This is a genomic window from Terriglobales bacterium, from assembly GCA_035937135.1.
Lineage (GTDB): Bacteria > Acidobacteriota > Terriglobia > Terriglobales > Acidobacteriaceae > DASYVL01.
The window spans coordinates 1-16105 of record DASYVL010000131.1; the positions used below are offsets into that span (position 1 = coordinate 1).

Here is a 16105-nt window from a genome sequence, read left to right on the forward strand (position 1 = left end):
CCTGAGCCTGAAGCTCGACGGCGGCCGCATTGCCCAAGCCCGGTTTCTGACCAAAGGTTGCGTCCCCTCCATCGCCTGCGGCTCTGCGCTCACCGAGCTGCTCCAGGGAAAGTCCGTGGCCGAGGCGCGCGCCCTCCGCCGCGAGGACTTGGTAGCGGCCGTGGGCGGCCTGGCGCCGGAGTCGCAGCACGCCAGCCATCTGGCCATGGACGCGCTGGCCGCTGCTTTGAATCAGTTGAAAGGGAACTAAGCCCGGATGCTCAGGCCGTGGTCAGCCGCTGGTAATCTTCCGGGGTGTCCACGTTCACGGCGACCAGCGGGTCCGCAACCGAGAGATAAAGAATGCGGTCCACCAGGGAGTGCTCGATCTCGCGCGCGCTCGAGGTGGCGGGCGCTCTGAGGAAGGCCTCCATCATCTCCCGCCCCACCACAAAGGGATGCCCATGCTTGCCGCCATACTCAGGCACCACCGCCCAGTGGCCCTTCACATACGCTTCGGAGAATTTCCCCAGCAGCAGTTCGACGGTTGCAGGTTCGCAGGGCGGCCGGTCCACCAGGGCGACCACGGCGGCGTCGCGGCCGCGGTTCAGCACTTCCTGCAGGCCCACTTGCAGCGAACTGAACTGTCCCAGTTCCGGCTGCGGGTTCACGATCAGGAAGCCGGCCTTGGCATAAACGATGGGCGCGAGCGCCTCGGCGTTCTTTCCCGCCACCACGATGGAGAGCTGAGTGTGCGGCGCCAGCAGCTCGAGGGTGGCTTCGAGGAAGGAGCGGCCGCGCCAGTCGAGCAGCGCCTTATCGCGCCCCATGCGCGAGGATTCCCCCGCGGCCAGGATGACTCCCACGAAGCTCGGCGCGCGTCCCATATCAGCCTTCCGACTCCTCTTCCGCCTGCGCCCGAACTTCGGCCGGATCTTCGGGGCTGAGAGCGTCCGCGGCGCGCCGCGCCGCCTCCTGGCTGTAGTTCATCTGAGCGAGCGCCGCGGGGCTGTGCCGGCGCACGGCGATCATCTCCGCCACGATGGCCACGGCGATCTCTTCCGGCGTGAGCGCGCCCAGGTCCAGGCCGACAGGGGCGTGCAAGCGCGGGTCTTCGAACTTCTCGCGCGGCACGCCCAGCCGCTCCAGCTCCTTGTAGGTGGTGAGAACCTTGCGCCGCGAGCCGATCATTCCGATGTAGCGAGCCCGAGTCTCGACCGCCCACTTCAGTACGCGCATATCGTCGCGGTGTCCGCGGGTGACGATCACCAGGAAAGAGTTCTCGTTGGGAGAAAGCTGGGCCAGCGATTGCTCGAAGTCGTCGGCGTAGATGTCGCGAGCCTCGGGGAAGCGCTCGCGGTTGGCATAGCGCTCGCGGTCGTCCACCACCACAACGTCGAATCCCGCCATGCGCGCCACCTTGTAGACGCTCACCGAGACGTGCCCGGCGCCGAACAGGTAGAGCGTGGCCGCGGGCAGGATGGGTTCGAGGAAGACTTCGAGCGTCCCGCCGCACACCAGCCCGGAGTCGTACTTGGGATCGCTGTTCAGATTGAAGGTGAGGGAGCGCGGCTTCTCCGATTCCATGACTTCCTTGGCCGCCTGCCACACCTCGGCCTCCACGCAGCCGCCGCCGATGGTGCCGGCGATGGAGCCGTCGTCGCGCACCAGCATCTTGGCGGTCTCGAACGACGGAATGGAGCCGCGCACGTTCACGATGGTGGCCACCGCCCCCTTGCGCCCCTCGTGCCGCAGCCGCACGATCTCTTCGTAGATGTCCATGCGTGCCTTATTGTAGCGCGCTCCCCCGTGCTAGATTAGCGATTGATGAAAGCCATCCGTTATCACGAGTTTGGCGGGCCTGAGGTCCTCAGGTTCGAGGACGTTCCCGAGCCCACCCTGCGCAAGGACCAGGTACTGATCGAGGTGAAGGCCTGCGCCCTGAACCATCTCGACCTGTGGTGCCGCAAGGGATTGCCGGGGGTGAAGCTGCCTCACATCAGCGGTGCCGACGTCTCGGGCGACGTCGCCGAAGTGGGCGAGTACGTGACAGGCTTGTCCAAGGGCCAGCGCGTGCTGCTGGCGCCCATGACCTTCTGCAACCGCTGCGCCCAGTGCACGGCCGGACGCCAGAGCCTGTGCGCGGAGTTCACCGTCCTCGGCTACCTGAACGACGGCGGAAACTGCCAGTTCATCGCTGTGCCCGCGGTCAACGTCATCCCCATCCCCAAGGAGCTCACCTACGACGAAGCCGCGGCCGTGCCTCTGGTCTTCCTCACCGCCTGGCACATGCTGGTGACCCTCTGCGGGATCAAGCCCGGCGAGGTGGTGCTGGTTCTGGGCGCGAGTTCGGGGGTGGGCTCGGCCGCCATCCAGATCGCCAAACTTTTCGGCGCGCGCGTGATCGCCACCGCCGGCAGCCCGGTGAAGCTCGACCGCGCCCGCGAACTGGGCGCCGACTACACCATCGACCACTACCAGCAGAAGATCTCCGAAGAAGTGAAGAAGATCACCGCCAAGGCGGGCGTGGATATCGTCTTCGAGCACGTGGGCGCGGCCACATGGGAGGAGAGCCTGCGCTCGCTCAAGCCCGGCGGGAAGCTCGTGACCTGCGGCGCCACCAGCGGTCCCGAGGCCAAGTTCGACCTGCGCTTCCTCTTCTCCCGCCAGCTTTCCTTCCTGGGTTCCTACATGGGGACCATTGGCGACCTGCACGCGGTGCTGGCGCACGTCTTCAGCGGACGCCTGAAGCCGGTGGTGGACAAGAGCTTCCCGCTGCGCGAGGCCCGCGCCGCCCACGAGCGCCTGGAAAAGAGCGAGCAGTTCGGCAAGGTGATTTTGAATCCGTAAGACGCCTCTGGCGGCTGTCGCCGCACAGCGATAGAATCAGAGCATGGACGTGAACCCCAGCCCGGCTCCCGTGCGCGGCCTGAGCTTCGGCGAGCAGGCGCCCGAGGGCATCGTCCTGACCACGCTGGACAACGCCATCAACTGGGCGCGCAAGAACTCCATCTGGCCGCTGAGCTTCGGACTGGCCTGCTGCGCCATCGAGATGATGTCCATGGGCGCCGCGCGCTTCGACATTGCGCGCTTTGGCGCCGAAGTCTTCCGCCCCTCGCCCCGCCAGGCTGACCTCATGATCATCGCCGGGCGCGTCTCGCATAAGATGGCGCCGGTCATCCGCCGCCTGTGGGAGCAGATGCCGGAGCCCAAGTGGGTCATCTCCATGGGCGCCTGCGCGACTTCGGGCGGCGTCTTCAACAACTACGCCCTGGTGCAGGGCGTGAACCAGGTCATCCCCGTGGATGTTTACGTTCCCGGTTGCCCGCCGCGCCCGGAGCAGCTCATCTACGCCATCACCCTGCTGCAACAGAAGATCCAGAGCGAGCGCGGCAGCTTCAAGCGCGCGTTGAATCTGGGATAAGGAATCAGCCCAGTCAGCATTCCGCCCTTCTGCCTTTACAATAACCCCGCCTTGCCCAAGTCATCCCACCGCCAGCAGCACGCTTCCGTCACGGCTACCGCTCCCTGCCGCGCCGACCTGGCCGGAGGCACGCTCGACATCTGGCCGCTCTATCTCTTCCATCCCGGCGCGGTCACGGTGAACGTGGCGCTCGACATTCTGACCCGCTGCCGCATCGCGCCGCTGCCCGGCCGCCAGATCCACCTGAAGTCGGCGGACACCAACAAGGAAGAGCGCTTCGCCGATTGGGAGCAGTTCTCCCGCGCCCGGCAGTATCGCCACCCGCTGGCTGCGCATCTGGTGCGCTTCTTCGCGCCGGCGAGCGGGCTTTCGCTGGAGACGCATTCCGAGTCGCCCGCCGGAGCGGGCATCTCCGGTTCCTCGGCGCTGATGATCGCCACCACGGCGGCGCTCGCCCGCTTCACCGGGCGCAAGCTCTCGCGCGAGAAGATTCGTGAGATCGCGCAGAACGTCGAGGCGCAGCTCATCCGCGTGCCCACCGGCTGCCAGGATTACTACCCGGCGCTCTACGGCGGGGTCAGCGCCATCCATCTTTCTCCTGAAGGCATTCGCCACGAGACCCTGGCGGTCGAGCCGGAGGAGATGGAGCGGCGCTTCCTCGTGGCCTACACCGGCGTGCCGCGCCCGTCTGGCATCAACAACTGGGAGGTCTTCCAGGCGCACATCAACGGCGACCCGCGCGTCTACCGCAACTTCGAGGAGATCGGGCGCATCGCCCGCGCCATGCGGAAGGCGCTCGCAGCCGCCGCCTGGGACGAGGTCGGGCGCCTGCTGCATGAGGAGTGGCGTCTGCGCAAGACCAACGCTCCGGGCATCACCACTCCGCTCATCGAAAAGCTGGCAGCGGCTGCCGCCAAGAACGGCGCGTGCGCCTCGAAGGTCTGCGGCGCCGGCGGCGGCGGCTGCGTCATTTTTCTGGTCGAGCCCGAGGCCCGCGAGCGCGTGGCCTCCGTGCTGGAGCGGAACGGCGCGCAGCTGCTCGAGTTTCGCGTCGCTCGCCGCGGCCTCACCGTTTCCTCGCCCAAGGCCGGGGAGCGGCGGTGAACCCGGTCGTCCAGCTCTTTCTCGCCTCCGACCGCCGCCTGCGGCCCTCCTGGCGCTTCGGAGTTTCGCTCGCGGTCATCGTTTTCGCGGCGGTGCTCTCTGGCGTCCCGGCCCACCTGGTTCCGCGAGGCCACGGTTACGGGGGCGAATTCCTGTTCCGCACTGCCTTCCTACTTTCCCTGCTGAGCGGCTTCGCGGCGCTGCTCTATCTTCTCGACCGCGAACGCGGATACATCCTGGGAGCGATGGGGCTGAGGCTCGATCGCGCCGCCCGCCGCGACAGCCTGGTGGGAACGGCGCTGGGCGCGGGCATGGTGGCGGGCTCGGTGGCTGCGATGGCGCTCGCCGGACGGGTGGAGTTCCACTGGATCGGCGGGCCCCGCGTCCTCCTGGCCATTCTCGCCGTCGTCTATATCACCGCCGTCGCTGCCATGGCCGAGGAGGTCGCCTTCCGCGGTTACCCCTTCCAGCGGCTGGTGGAAGGCATCGGCGCGGTTGGCGGCATCGTCGTGCTCTCGGTCCTGTTCGGCGCCATCCATCTTGGCAACCCCCACGCCTCGATCTGGGGACTCCTGAACACCATCGGGATCGGAGCGGTTTTGGCTGTCGCCTACCTGCGCACCCGCTCTCTGTGGATGCCCTGGGGCATTCACTTCGGATGGAACCTCACTCTAGGGATGGGCTTCGGACTTCCCGTCAGCGGCATCAACGAATTTGCAGTGGCGGTGCAGGGAACCGCCGAGGGCCCGGCGTGGCTGACCGGAGGAGGCTACGGCATCGAGGCCAGCCTGACCGGCAGCGTGGTCATCCTGCTGGCATTCTTCGTGTTGCTACGCATGACTCCTTCCCCGCCGGCGCCGCCTCCGCAGCTTGCAAAAGCGCCGGAATAGGCGAATCATTAGTCTCAAGCCTCAGCAGTTTTGGCCGGGCCCCTGATGACTGCTTTCCGCACTTCCGTGCTCGCCGCCGCGTTCCTGTTCCTTGCCTGCCTGGCCGTGGCGGACAACAAATCCGCCTCCCAGTCCTCCTCCCAGCACATGAGCCCGAACACGCGCTTTGCCGTGATTCGCACGCTTGAAGCCGAACGGGTGTATGCCCGCCGGCCGTTTCCCATGGGGATCAAAGGACTCACCCTGCAGTCCAACGGCAAGGTCACGCCCGACGGCCCCGAGCTCTGGGGCCTGGTCTCGCAGCACGGCGCCGCGGCGCGCCCCGGCGACCGGGTGCTGATCACCGGCGTGGACGTGAAGGACGACCGCATCGTCTTCGAGATTAACGGCGGCCCGCGCAAGAAGAAGAAGTGGTGGCAGCACATCCAGGTCGAAGGCATGGGCGGTTCCGCGCCGCTCGATCAGGACACAGGCTCTCCCGTGAACCCCCACGGCTCAATGGTGGCGCTGGTCTTCGAGGGCTACGTCCCCGAGATGACCGTGGAGCACTTGAAGGAATTGCTGGCGCCCGTCTTCGACTTCAGCGCCCACTCCGTCGCGCAGGCCTACACCGATTCGCTCCCCCCTAAGGTGCGCGAGGCCATCAAGAACCACGAGGTTCTGGTGGGCATGAACCGGGAGATGGCGCTGATGGCCAAGGGGCGCCCGCCAAAAAAGATCCGCGAGCGCGAAGGCACGCAGGACTACGAGGAGTGGATCTACGGCGATCCGCCTCAGGACGTGGAGTTCATCCGCTTCATGGGCGACGAGGTGGTGCGCGTGGAGATTATGAAGATGACGGGTGAGAAGATCGTGCGCACCGAGCGGGAAGTCTCGCTCGAGGGCATCGTCCCCCACCGGACTCCGGCGGAGACGGCCGAAGGCGCCCAAGGCCAGAAACCTCCGGCGGCGCCCACCCTGACGCGTCCTGGCGAGGACAAGCCTTCGTCGCCCGGGGTCCCGGTCAGCAACCGTCCGGACGCCACCGTGCCGGGCTCGCCCGATCCCCAACCCACACAGGCGCCTCCGCCTCCGCCCCCACTCCAGGCTTTCGCCTCCAGCGTTCCGGCCGGAAGCTGACCTCCGCCCCGGAAAGCGGTAAGCTTAAAGGGTGAAGATTGCCCTCGGCCAGATCAACCCCACCGTCGGGGATTTCGCCGGGAACGCCGCCAAGATCACCGACTTCTCCCGGCGCGCCATGGCCGCCGGCGCAGGACTGGTCATCTTCCCTGAACTCTCCCTCTGTGGCTATCCGCCGCGCGATCTGGTGGAGCGTCCCGCTTTCGTCGCCCGCAACCAGGAGACGCTCGATTCCGTCGCCGCCTCCACCCGCGGCATCGCGGTGATCTGCGGCTTGGTCACCCCGGCCAAGGCCGAGACCGGAAAATCGGTGATGAACTCGGCGGCACTCCTGCGCGACGGCAAGCTCGAGTTCCTGCAGTCGAAGATGCTGCTGCCCACCTATGACGTCTTCGACGAGCTCCGCCACTTCGCTCCCGCCGCCCAGCAGGAGTTGTTCGCCTTCTGCGGCAAGCAGATGGCCCTCACCATCTGCGAGGACGCCTGGAACGACAAGCACTTCTGGCACAAGCGGCTCTACGGCCGCGACCCGGTGGAGGAGCTGATGCGCGCCGGCGGCAACTTCATCGTGAACATCTCCGCCTCCCCCTTCAATCTGGGCAAGCGCGAGCTGCGCCGCAAGATGCTGGAAGCCATCGCCCGCCAGTACAAGGCTCCCGTGGTCATGGTGAACCAGGTGGGCGGGAACGACAGCCTGATCTTCGACGGCTCCAGCTTCGTGCTGGCGGCGGACGGGCGGCTGGTCGCCCAGGCCGCCTCCTTCGAAGAAGACCTGGTCTTCTTCGATTCGGATGCCCTCACCGGCGAGGTGCGCGCGCAGATCGAGGGCGCGGAGGCCAGCGCCTACGCCGCGCTGGTCCTGGGAACGCGCGATTACGTGCGCAAGTGCGGCTTCGAGCGCGTGATCGTGGGGCTGAGCGGCGGCATCGACTCTGCCCTCACCGCCGTCACCGCCGCCGACGCCCTGGGCGCCGCGAACGTCACCGGAGTCGGCCTGCCCGGGCCCTATTCCTCTCCCGGCAGCCTGGAGGACGCGCGCGCGCTGGCCGCGAACCTCGGCCTGCGCTTCGAGGAACTGCCCATCACGCCCATCTTCGAATCTTTCCGCGCCGGACTGAAGAATGTTTTCGCCGGCCGCCCTGAGGATGCCACCGAGGAAAACATTCAGGCCCGCATCCGCGGCGACCTGCTCATGGCGCTCTCCAACAAGTTCGGAGCGCTTGTGCTGGCCACCGGGAACAAGAGCGAGCTGGCGGTGGGCTATTGCACTCTCTACGGCGACATGGCCGGCGGCCTGGGCGTAATCTCCGACGTGCCCAAGACGCTGGTCTATCGCCTGGCGCGGTACGTGAACGCGCGCCGCCCCGTCATCCCCCAGGCCACGCTCGACAAGCCGCCCTCGGCCGAACTCCGCCCTAACCAGCTCGACAGCGACACCTTGCCGACCTATGAGGTGCTGGACGTGATCCTCGAGGACTACGTCGAGGACTGCAAGAATGCGGAAGAGATTGCCGCCGCGCGCGGCTTCGACCGGGAGCTGGTGCGCCGCATCATCGGCATGGTGGAGCGCAGCGAGTACAAGCGGCAGCAGGCCGCCCCCGGCCTAAAGATTTCGGCGAAGGCCTTCGGCACGGGCCGCCGCCTTCCCATCGCCAGGAAATCCGAAGGCTAGAACCCGCGAGGTTGAGAATGATCCGCAAGACCTCTTACGTTGGACTGTTGTTGTTGCTCGCCGCCACCGCTCTGGGCCAGGCCAAGCCCCGGGCCCGCGACTTAGGCGTCCCCTTCGACGGCACGCCGGGACCGCTCAACGCCATCACCGACGTGGTCGGGGTCGAGGTCGGCCACACCACACTCATTGCAGGAGAAGGGAAGCTTCAGGTGGGCGTCGGCCCGGTGCGCACTGGGGTGACCGCCGTCCTGCCCCGCGGCAAGGCCTCCAGCGACCCGGTCTTCGCCGCCTGGTTCTCCTTGAACGGCAACGGGGAGATGACCGGCACCACTTGGCTGGAGGAGTCGGGCTTCCTCGAAGGTCCGGTGATGATCACCAACACCCACAGCGTGGGGGTGGTGCGCGACGCCGTGGTCGCCTGGCGCGTGAAACGCGGCCGGCCGGCAGACTCCGAGTACTGGTGGTCGCTCCCAGTGGTGGCCGAGACCTGGGACGGCTACCTCAATGACGTCAATGGCTTCCACGTGAAACCTGAACATGTTTTTGAGGCTTTGGACAGCGCCCGCGCCGGCGGCGTTCCCGAGGGCAACGTGGGCGGCGGAACCGGCATGGTGTGCCACGAGTTCAAGGGCGGGATCGGGACCGCCTCGCGCAAGCTCGATGCCAAGGCCGGTGGCTACACCGTGGGCGTCCTGGTGCAGTGCAATTACGGACTGCGGGACCAGTTGCGGATCGCCGGCGTCCCCGTCGGCCGCGAGATCCGCGACCACATGGTCTACAGCCAGGAGAACGGCTCCATCATCGTGGTGGTCGCGACCGACGCTCCGCTGCTGCCGCATCAGCTCAAGCGCCTGGCGCGCCGGGTCTCGCTCGGGCTGGGCCGCAACGGCAGCGTTTCCGGCAATGGCTCCGGCGACATCTTCCTCGCCTTCTCCACCGCCAACCCGGGCGCGGCGCAGACCACCGGTCTGCGCTCGCTCTCCATGGTTCCCAACGACCAGATGGGCGGGCTCTTTGAAGCCACCGTCCAGGCAACGGAAGAGGCGGTGGTCAACGCGCTGGTGGCGGCCCAGACCATGACCGGGGCGGACAACCACACCGCCATCGCTCTGCCCCACGATCGCCTGCGCGAGGTGCTGAAGAAGTACAACCGCTTGGAGAAGTAAGAGGCGCTAGCGCGTGGGCGGCATCCAGAATTCCCGGCCCGCCAGGTTCTGCTCCGCGCGGCGCACCAGGCGCGGTGTGATGACGATGATCAGCTCGTCCACGGTGTGCTCGCTGTCTTGGTGGGCGGTCAGCTTCCCCAGCACCGGCACTTGCCCCAGCCCGGGGAGGCCGGCGAGGATGCGCTGCTCGGAGCGCGAGACCGCGCCCGCCACCACCGCCGTCTCGCCCTCCTTCAGTGTGAGGGATCCCGTGTACTGACGGTGGCTGAGCAGCGGGATGCCGTTGAGGCTCTGGGAACCCAGCGCGCTGACATCCAACTCGAGCTGCAGGCTGATGTCCGAGCCGCCGTTGTGCACGTGCGGCGTCGCCTTCAGTACCAGCCCCAGATCCTGATACTGGAAGGAGGGGAAGGCCGGGCGGAAAGAGTTGTTCTCGATCACCTTCGAAAGCGCAGGCGAGTTCAGGAGGGGCGCGAAGGTCGCGTTCAGGATGGGGAAGCGTGTCCCAATCTTCAGAGTGGCCGCATCGCCCTCCGCGGCCCGCAGGGCGGCGTTCTCCAGGATGCTCACGCGCGAATCGTTAAACTCCAACTGGGCGGACGCCGGCGGGATGACCACTCCGAACAGCGTCCTGCCACCGCCGAAAGTGGCGATGGGCTGGCCTAGCAGCGAGTTGGGTGAGGCCTGCAGTTGCGCCAGCAGCGCTGCCACCGCCTGCGCGTTTGCCTGGTTGATGCCGCCCGACTGAATGAGCTGGTTGATCAGGTCCTGGATGCTGGGGTTGGAGGCCAGCGCCAGAACCTCGGAGGGCAGGTGGAGCAGCCGGAACTGCAGCGGCAACTGGGTGCCGATGTTGTGGCGCGCGGTGCGCGCCACCTCCAGCACCTCAACGTTCATTTCCACCTGCGGGCGGCCGGCGGCCAGGCCGTCGAGGAATTGTGTCACCGCGTCCAGCACCGGCTTGGGCGCGCGGATCTGCAGTGAGCGGGCCTCCGGCTGCACCGTCACGAAGCGCACATCGAAGAGCGTGCGCAGCAGGCCCGTCAGTTCCGTGAACTCCTTGGCCGAGGCGGCTTCTTCCAGATAGAATGTCCGCAGCGACATGCGCTCGAACTGGCGGCGGTTCTCCGCGTTGTCCGCGGCCACCAGCATCTCGGTCGAAGAGAGCGGCGTCCAAAAGCTCTTGCTCATCTGCGCGGCGATGCGCATGGCGGTCACAAAGTCGGCGTCTTCCAGGTCGAAGCGCACCGGACGCGAGGGCATCGAGTCGTCGAACACCGCCTTGACCCCGAAGGCGCGCGTGATCTCCTGGATCAGCCCGCGGGTGTCGCCGCGATAGTGGAAGTTCTTGCGCCCGGCGGCCGGCGCCAGTTCGATCTCGGTTGACTCCCATACCACCCGCAGCGTGGGCGAGATATCGGCATCCGGCTCGATCACTGCCTCCCGCAGGCGGTCGCCTGCGTAGGCGTTCGCGGGATCCACTTCCGCAGCGCCGCGGAACTCGGCCATTGCTTCCACCGATTTGCCGGCCACCAGGAAGTTGTTGCCGCGTTGCAGGTGCCCCAGCACCACCTGCTGACGGAACGCCTCGCGCGCCGTCAGGTATTCGAGGTTCTTGGGAGCGAGCTGCGTTGCGGTGTCGAAGGCATCCAGCGCCTCCCGCGATCGTCCCGCCTGGGCCAGCGTCACGCCGCGCTCGAACGACTGCCGCGCTTGCTTGGGCTCCTGCGCCGTGCAGCCGGATTCCGGCTTCGCGCATCCAGGCGAGGCCGGAGCAGGCTCCGCTGTCTGCGCCAGCGCCGCGCTGGCCAGCAGAAGCATCAGAATGGGCAGCGCTCGCTTCATGGAAGGTCCACAATTGTACTCTTCGCTGCGTGGGGTCACTGAGAACTGAGAACTGAGAACCGAGAACTTTCCTACTGCCTGCGCTCCAGGCGCTCGATGCTCGAAGCGCGGCCAGTCTCGGCGTCGCACTCGACCACCGCCGCGCACAACCGGACGTCACCCTTGGCGGCCTCGAAGCGCGCCGGCATGCTGGTGAGGAAGCGCTCCAGGATCAACTCCTTCTTCACTCCGATCACGCTGTCATAGGGCCCGGTCATGCCCACGTCGGTGAGGTAAGCGGTGCCCGAGGAGAGCAGCCGCGCGTCGGCGGTGGGGACGTGGGTGTGCGTGCCGACCACCGCCGTCACCCGGCCGTCCAGGTACCAGCCCATGGCCATCTTCTCCGAGGTGGCCTCGGCGTGCATGTCCACGAAAATCACCTTGGCCCGGATCTGCTTGAGCAGCGCGTCGGCGGTGCGGAAGGGGTCGTCGCTCCCGGCCATGAAGACGCGTCCTTGCAGGTTGAGGACGGCGTAGGGCACGCCGGCGCGCGTCGTGCCTTCAAAGACGCCCACCCCCGGAGTCCCGGCGGGAAAGTTCGCGGGACGTAGCAGGCGCCGCGCCGCGCTCTTGGCGTCGCCATCCGCCGAACGCATGTAGTCGATGATCTCCTTCTTGTCCCACACGTGGTTGCCGGTGGTGAGCACCTCGATGCCCAGCTCCAACAGCTCCTCGACAATCGAGGGCGTCACCCCAAAGCCCCCGGCGGCGTTCTCGGCGTTGGCGATCACCAGGTCGATCTTCTGCCCAGAGACGATGTCAGCCATGTGGTCGCGCACGATGCCGCGCCCTGGACTGCCGAAGATGTCGCCAATAAAGAGGATGCGCATGGTTCGACTCGATACTACCACGCACTATTCCGAGTCACTTCTCGACACCCTCGGCGTTAGAATGCGAGCTTGATGGCGGGGAAACCGGTGTCGAAAGTCCGGAAGGTCATCGGGGTTCTGCTGCTGCTGCCGCTGCTGGGACTCTTGGCGCTCATATTGCTCGTGCCCCTCTTTGCCAATCTGTTTGCGGGCATTGGGATTGATCTCTCCCTCCCGGCTAGAGGTCTGGTTTGGGCCGCCATTCACCACCCCACCCTTACTGTCACTGTGATCATCCTGCTGGCCGTTTTCGGCCTTGTGGTAAGGCGCAGAACTCGCCAAGCAGAACCTCCGGGCGGCGCGCCCGCGGAGTAAACGTTTACGGCGCCAGCTCCGCCGTCTTCAGGAAGTCGTAGTTACCCGAGGGCGAGAGCTTCAGGTTGCGCACCCGGCGCGAGTGCACCAGCACGTTGTCCATGTACCACAGGTTGATGTAGGGCAGGTCTTGGGCGACGATGCGCTGCACCTCGGCGTAGAGCAGCTTGCGTTTGGCCTCGTCGGTTCCGCGCCGGGCCTGGTCGATGAGCTCGTCCACCCGCGGGTTGGAATAGTAGCTGCGGTTGGCGCGCTTGGGCGGGAAGCTGGCGGAGTGGAAGACGTGCTCGAAGATGTCCGGGTCCTCGTTGCCACCGATCCAGCGCAGCGAGTACATCTGGAAGGAGCCGTGGACCACGTCCGAATAAAAGGTGCCGAACTCGTAGCTGCGGATTTCGAGCGCGATGCCCACCTGGCGCAGCTGCTGCTGCAGCACTGCCGCCATCAGACGCGAGGATTCTTCCGTCGAGGTCTTCATGGTCAGATGCAGGCGGACGCCGTCCGCGCCGGGCGCGTAGCCCGCTTCCGAGAGCAAGCGCATCGCGGTCTGCGGGTCATACGGCTGCGGCGGGACGTCAGAAGCGAAGGCCCAGTGCTCGGGCGGCAGCACGCTCTCGGCCGGGCGCGCCATGCCCCGCCACAGATACTGGAGCAGCGGACGGCGATCGATGGCGTAGGCCAGCGCCCGGCGCACGCGTGCGTCCTTGAGCAGCGGATCGCGCAGGTTGAAGGCCAGATAGGCGTAGATGGTCCCCGGTGACTGCTCGACCGCCAGCCGCCCCTCGCTGCGCAGCTCCGCTACCGTGTCCGCGGGCAGGGCGTTGATGGCGACGTCGGCGCTGCCCTTGCGCAGCTCCAGCGCCCGCGTGGTCGCATCCGGCACCACCGCGAAGCGCACCCGCGGGATCTTGGCTTTTTCTCCCCAGTAATCGGCGTTGCGTTCGATCACCACCTCGCTGTCCGTCTGCTGCCGCACGAAGCGGAAGGGACCGGAGCCCATGGGCGCGCGCCCGAAGTCTCGCCCGCTGCCGTAAGGCACGATGCCGATCGCTCCGGACGAAACGTTCCAGGGCAGCGTGGCGTAGGGCTCCTTCATGCGGAAGATGACGGTCGCATCATCCGGCGCTTCTATGCGCCCGACGAAGCGGAAGGTGCTGGCCTTGGCGGTGATGATGGTGCCATCCATCATGGAATCGAAGGTCCACTTCACGTCGCGGGCGGTCAGCGGACGGCCGTCGTGGAAGCGCACGCCGCGCCGCAGGTGGAAGACGTAGGTCAGCGGGTCGGGAAGCTCCCAGCGCTCGGCCAGGCCGGGCCGCAGCTCGAAGTGCTCGTCGCGCGTGAGCAGGCCGTCAAACAAGAGTTGATCGATGCGCTCCGACTGCGCGTCCGTGCCGATGCGGGGATCGAGGTTCGACGGACTGCTCTCGATGATCATGACCAGCGTCTGCGGATCGGGCCGCTGGGCGCAGGAGACAAGGAAACAAGAGAGAAGGACGCTGAGCAGCAGTCCAAGCACGCGCGTCTTGCCGGATGTTCTCAAGGGTCCCCGATCGCAAGCTAGAAGCTAGAGGATAGAAGCTAGAAGCTGATCTTGCCCAGCACTGCCGCCCGTCTGGCCCCGGTCGCGGACGGGATGTTCGACGGCTGCCGCTGCCATGTCTGATACGCCAGCAGCGCGAACGCTACCGCCTCCTTTGCCTCCGAAGGGACGCGGAATTCCTCCGGGTGCCGCAGTCGCAGTCCCAGCACGGATACTTCCTTGCTTAGCATCCGCATCAGCGTTCTATTCTTCGCGCCACCGCCGGAAACGATGTATTCCCGAAAGCGCTTTCCTCCGTGCCGCCGTGTCTCCGGGGTGAAAATGAGTCTGCGGAGCGCATCGCCGATGGAGCACGCGGTCAGCGCCGTCGCCGTGGCCACCACGTCTTCCTTCTTCGCCCGGCCGCAGCGCCGCAGAAACTCCGCCACAAACTCCCGCCCGAACTGCTCCCGCCCGGCGCTTTTGGGCGGCGCTTGCCGGAAGAATGGCCCCCGCAACACGCTGGCGAGGACGCCTTCCAAAACCTTGCCGCGGGCGGCCACCCGTCCGTCGCGGTCGTAACTTTTCCCGTAGAGGCGCTCCATCACCGCGTCAATCACCATGTTGCCGGGCCCAGTGTCGAAGGCCAGCACCTGCTCCGGCCTCGCGCTTGCCGGGATGGCAGTCAGATTGGCGATGCCGCCCAGGTTCTGCACGATACGTCCGAGGCTTGTGTGGCGAAACACAAGGTAGTCGAGGAAGGGAACCAGCGGTGCTCCCTGGCCTCCGGCTGCCATATCGGCAGGCCGGAAGTCGGAGACTACGGGCGCCCCCACGCACGCGGCGACTACCGCTCCCTCGCCCGTCTGCCATGTGGCTGCGATCCTGCGCCCCAGGTAGGGCGCGGGCCGGCCCTGGTGATAGAGCGTCTGCCCGTGGCAGCCCACCAGGTCCACCCGCTTCACCCGGCAAGCCCGCATGGTCTTGCGGACCGCGTCGGCATACAGCTCACCCAGCAGAAAATTCAAGCGGGCGAGATCGGCGACCCTCGCGCTGCGCGAGTTCATCGCCGCCAGCACCGCGCGCCGCACCGCCGCCGGATAGGCATACTGCCGGTGGCCGAGCACACGGAAGCGCGTGCGAAAGCCGCGCCCCTGAACCCGCACCAGGGCCACGTTGATGCCGTCCGCCGAGGTCCCGCTCATCACGCCCGCGACGATCATCGCGTCCCGTCCGCAAACCGCAGCATCGCGCTCCGCAGCCGCTCCACCTTCTTCTTGGAAGGAGCCGTCGCAGCCACCTTCATCTCACGCGACCTCTTCTTGAACGCCAGCACGCGCCTCGCCGCCTGCTGCACCCGTCTGGCGAAGCTGCGGTCCCGCTCCGCCTCGCGCAACACAGCCTCATACGACCGCCGCACCAATTCCTCGCTGTGGCAGACGAGAAACAGGTCCGCCCCGGCGCGCAGGGTCTCGACCGCCGCCTGCTCGATGGGTGTAGCGGCCAGCACCCCGCCCATCTCCAGGTCGTCCGAGACCACCAGACCCTTGTAGCCGATCTTCTTCCGCAGGATCTCCGCGATCCACTTGCGCGAGATGGAGGCCGGCGTCCGGTCGCGTGTGACCGCGGGATAGGCCGCATGCGCCACCATCACGAAGGTCATCTCGCGCTTGAGCGCGCGGTAGGGATAGAGGTCCTCGGCCCACAGCCGCGGCCACGATTTGTCGACCGCGGGCAGCTCGTGATGGGTGTCGAGCGCGGCCTCGCCGAGGCCGGGGAAGTGCTTGCCGCAGCCCAGCACCCGCGCCTCCCGCAGTCCACGGAGGAACTCGCGCGCGTAGAGCGTGACCTTCTTTGGGTCATCGGAGGCGGTGCGCGTCCCCAGCACCGAGCGAGATGCGAGAAAGCCCAGGTCGAGCACGGGCGCGAAGTCGGTGTTGAAGCCCAGCGCGCGCACTTCGTCTCCGATCAGGCGTCCCTGCCGGCGGAACAACTTCCGGTCGCCGGTCGCGGCAACGGTCGCCGCTGCGGGCGCAGGTGCGAGGACCGCCTTCAATCGGTCCACCATTCCGCCCTCCAGGTCCACGCAGCGGAAGAGCGGCGTCGAGACCGCGCTCTGGCAATCGCGCAGCAGCTCCCAGGTCTGGAGCGGCTCGGCGAT

16 protein-coding genes are annotated in these 16105 nt (G+C 66.9%); 9 read left to right on the top strand and 7 right to left on the bottom strand.

The window, feature by feature from the left end:
- Positions 1-250, top strand: a 250-nt coding sequence (locus tag VGQ94_07855; GenBank protein HEV2022430.1) for an iron-sulfur cluster assembly scaffold protein, incomplete at its 5' end; no start/stop codon positions are given.
- Positions 251-260: 10 nt separating this feature from the next.
- On the opposite strand, the gene VGQ94_07860 is transcribed toward VGQ94_07855, so the two are convergent.
- Complete coding sequence (locus tag VGQ94_07860; protein ID HEV2022431.1) at positions 261-866, bottom strand: nucleotidyltransferase family protein; 606 nt, start codon at positions 864-866, stop codon at positions 261-263.
- Between the two features lies 1 nt (position 867).
- The gene (locus tag VGQ94_07865) at positions 868-1761 is read right to left on the bottom strand and encodes an XdhC/CoxI family protein (protein ID HEV2022432.1); all 894 of its coding nucleotides are present in this window, start codon (positions 1759-1761) and stop codon (positions 868-870) included.
- Positions 1762-1806: 45 nt separating this feature from the next.
- On the opposite strand from VGQ94_07865, the gene VGQ94_07870 reads away from it, so the two are divergent.
- From VGQ94_07870 to VGQ94_07900, 7 genes are read left to right on the top strand one after another with little or no spacing between them, the layout of a single operon-like run.
- Positions 1807-2829: a zinc-binding dehydrogenase gene (locus VGQ94_07870; protein HEV2022433.1), complete on the top strand. Its 1023-nt coding sequence runs from the start codon at positions 1807-1809 to the stop codon at positions 2827-2829.
- Positions 2830-2872: 43 nt separating this feature from the next.
- The gene (locus VGQ94_07875; GenBank protein ID HEV2022434.1) at positions 2873-3403 is read left to right on the top strand and encodes an NADH-quinone oxidoreductase subunit B family protein; all 531 of its coding nucleotides are present in this window, start codon (positions 2873-2875) and stop codon (positions 3401-3403) included.
- Between the two features lie 51 nt (positions 3404-3454).
- Positions 3455-4507 (top strand): hypothetical protein, encoded by a 1053-nt coding sequence (locus VGQ94_07880; GenBank protein HEV2022435.1) that lies wholly within the window; start codon positions 3455-3457, stop codon positions 4505-4507.
- A complete protein-coding gene (locus VGQ94_07885) occupies positions 4504-5397 on the top strand; it encodes a type II CAAX endopeptidase family protein (GenBank protein ID HEV2022436.1) in 894 nt (297 codons plus the stop codon). The genes VGQ94_07880 and VGQ94_07885 overlap by 4 nt, the downstream gene beginning before the upstream one ends.
- A gap of 45 nt (positions 5398-5442) precedes the next feature.
- Positions 5443-6516, top strand: a complete 1074-nt coding sequence (locus VGQ94_07890; GenBank protein ID HEV2022437.1) for a hypothetical protein — start codon at positions 5443-5445, stop codon at positions 6514-6516.
- Between the two features lie 31 nt (positions 6517-6547).
- Positions 6548-8188 carry an NAD+ synthase gene (locus VGQ94_07895; protein ID HEV2022438.1) on the top strand — a complete coding sequence of 547 codons (1641 nt, stop codon included), beginning with the start codon at positions 6548-6550 and terminating at the stop codon, positions 8186-8188.
- Between the two features lie 17 nt (positions 8189-8205).
- A complete protein-coding gene (locus tag VGQ94_07900) occupies positions 8206-9354 on the top strand; it encodes a P1 family peptidase (GenBank protein HEV2022439.1) in 1149 nt (382 codons plus the stop codon).
- Between the two features lie 6 nt (positions 9355-9360).
- On the opposite strand, the gene VGQ94_07905 is transcribed toward VGQ94_07900, so the two are convergent.
- Together VGQ94_07905 and VGQ94_07910 are read right to left on the bottom strand one after the other, a co-directional pair.
- Positions 9361-11199, bottom strand: a complete 1839-nt coding sequence (locus VGQ94_07905) for a type II and III secretion system protein (GenBank protein ID HEV2022440.1) — start codon at positions 11197-11199, stop codon at positions 9361-9363.
- Positions 11200-11270: 71 nt separating this feature from the next.
- On the bottom strand, positions 11271-12068 hold the full coding sequence (locus VGQ94_07910) for a TIGR00282 family metallophosphoesterase (protein HEV2022441.1): 798 nt from the start codon (positions 12066-12068) through the stop codon (positions 11271-11273).
- A 72-nt stretch (positions 12069-12140) separates the two neighbouring features.
- Here VGQ94_07910 and VGQ94_07915 point away from each other — a divergent pair, with 72 nt between their 5' ends.
- On the top strand, positions 12141-12422 hold the full coding sequence (locus VGQ94_07915) for a hypothetical protein (GenBank protein HEV2022442.1): 282 nt from the start codon (positions 12141-12143) through the stop codon (positions 12420-12422).
- 4 nt (positions 12423-12426) lie between these two features.
- On the opposite strand, the gene VGQ94_07920 is transcribed toward VGQ94_07915, so the two are convergent.
- The 3 genes from VGQ94_07920 to VGQ94_07930 all read right to left on the bottom strand — a co-directional run.
- Positions 12427-13965: an ABC transporter substrate-binding protein gene (locus VGQ94_07920; GenBank protein ID HEV2022443.1), complete on the bottom strand. Its 1539-nt coding sequence runs from the start codon at positions 13963-13965 to the stop codon at positions 12427-12429.
- A 38-nt stretch (positions 13966-14003) separates the two neighbouring features.
- Complete coding sequence (locus VGQ94_07925) at positions 14004-15167, bottom strand: anhydro-N-acetylmuramic acid kinase (GenBank protein ID HEV2022444.1); 1164 nt, start codon at positions 15165-15167, stop codon at positions 14004-14006.
- Positions 15164-16105 (bottom strand): glycoside hydrolase family 3 N-terminal domain-containing protein (locus VGQ94_07930; protein ID HEV2022445.1); only part of this gene is annotated, 942 nt, incomplete at its 5' end. The genes VGQ94_07925 and VGQ94_07930, both read right to left, overlap by 4 nt.

Coding starts and splice junctions, on each gene's coding strand:
- VGQ94_07860 (HEV2022431.1), bottom strand. CDS start 866: ATGGGACGCGCGCCGAGCTTCGTGGGAGTCATCCTGGCCGCGGGGGAA.
- VGQ94_07865 (HEV2022432.1), bottom strand. CDS start 1,761: ATGGACATCTACGAAGAGATCGTGCGGCTGCGGCACGAGGGGCGCAAG.
- VGQ94_07870 (HEV2022433.1), top strand. CDS start 1,807: ATGAAAGCCATCCGTTATCACGAGTTTGGCGGGCCTGAGGTCCTCAGG.
- VGQ94_07875 (HEV2022434.1), top strand. CDS start 2,873: ATGGACGTGAACCCCAGCCCGGCTCCCGTGCGCGGCCTGAGCTTCGGC.
- VGQ94_07890 (HEV2022437.1), top strand. CDS start 5,443: ATGACTGCTTTCCGCACTTCCGTGCTCGCCGCCGCGTTCCTGTTCCTT.
- VGQ94_07900 (HEV2022439.1), top strand. CDS start 8,206: ATGATCCGCAAGACCTCTTACGTTGGACTGTTGTTGTTGCTCGCCGCC.
- VGQ94_07905 (HEV2022440.1), bottom strand. CDS start 11,199: ATGAAGCGAGCGCTGCCCATTCTGATGCTTCTGCTGGCCAGCGCGGCG.
- VGQ94_07910 (HEV2022441.1), bottom strand. CDS start 12,068: ATGCGCATCCTCTTTATTGGCGACATCTTCGGCAGTCCAGGGCGCGGC.
- VGQ94_07915 (HEV2022442.1), top strand. CDS start 12,141: ATGGCGGGGAAACCGGTGTCGAAAGTCCGGAAGGTCATCGGGGTTCTG.
- VGQ94_07925 (HEV2022444.1), bottom strand. CDS start 15,167: ATGATCGTCGCGGGCGTGATGAGCGGGACCTCGGCGGACGGCATCAAC.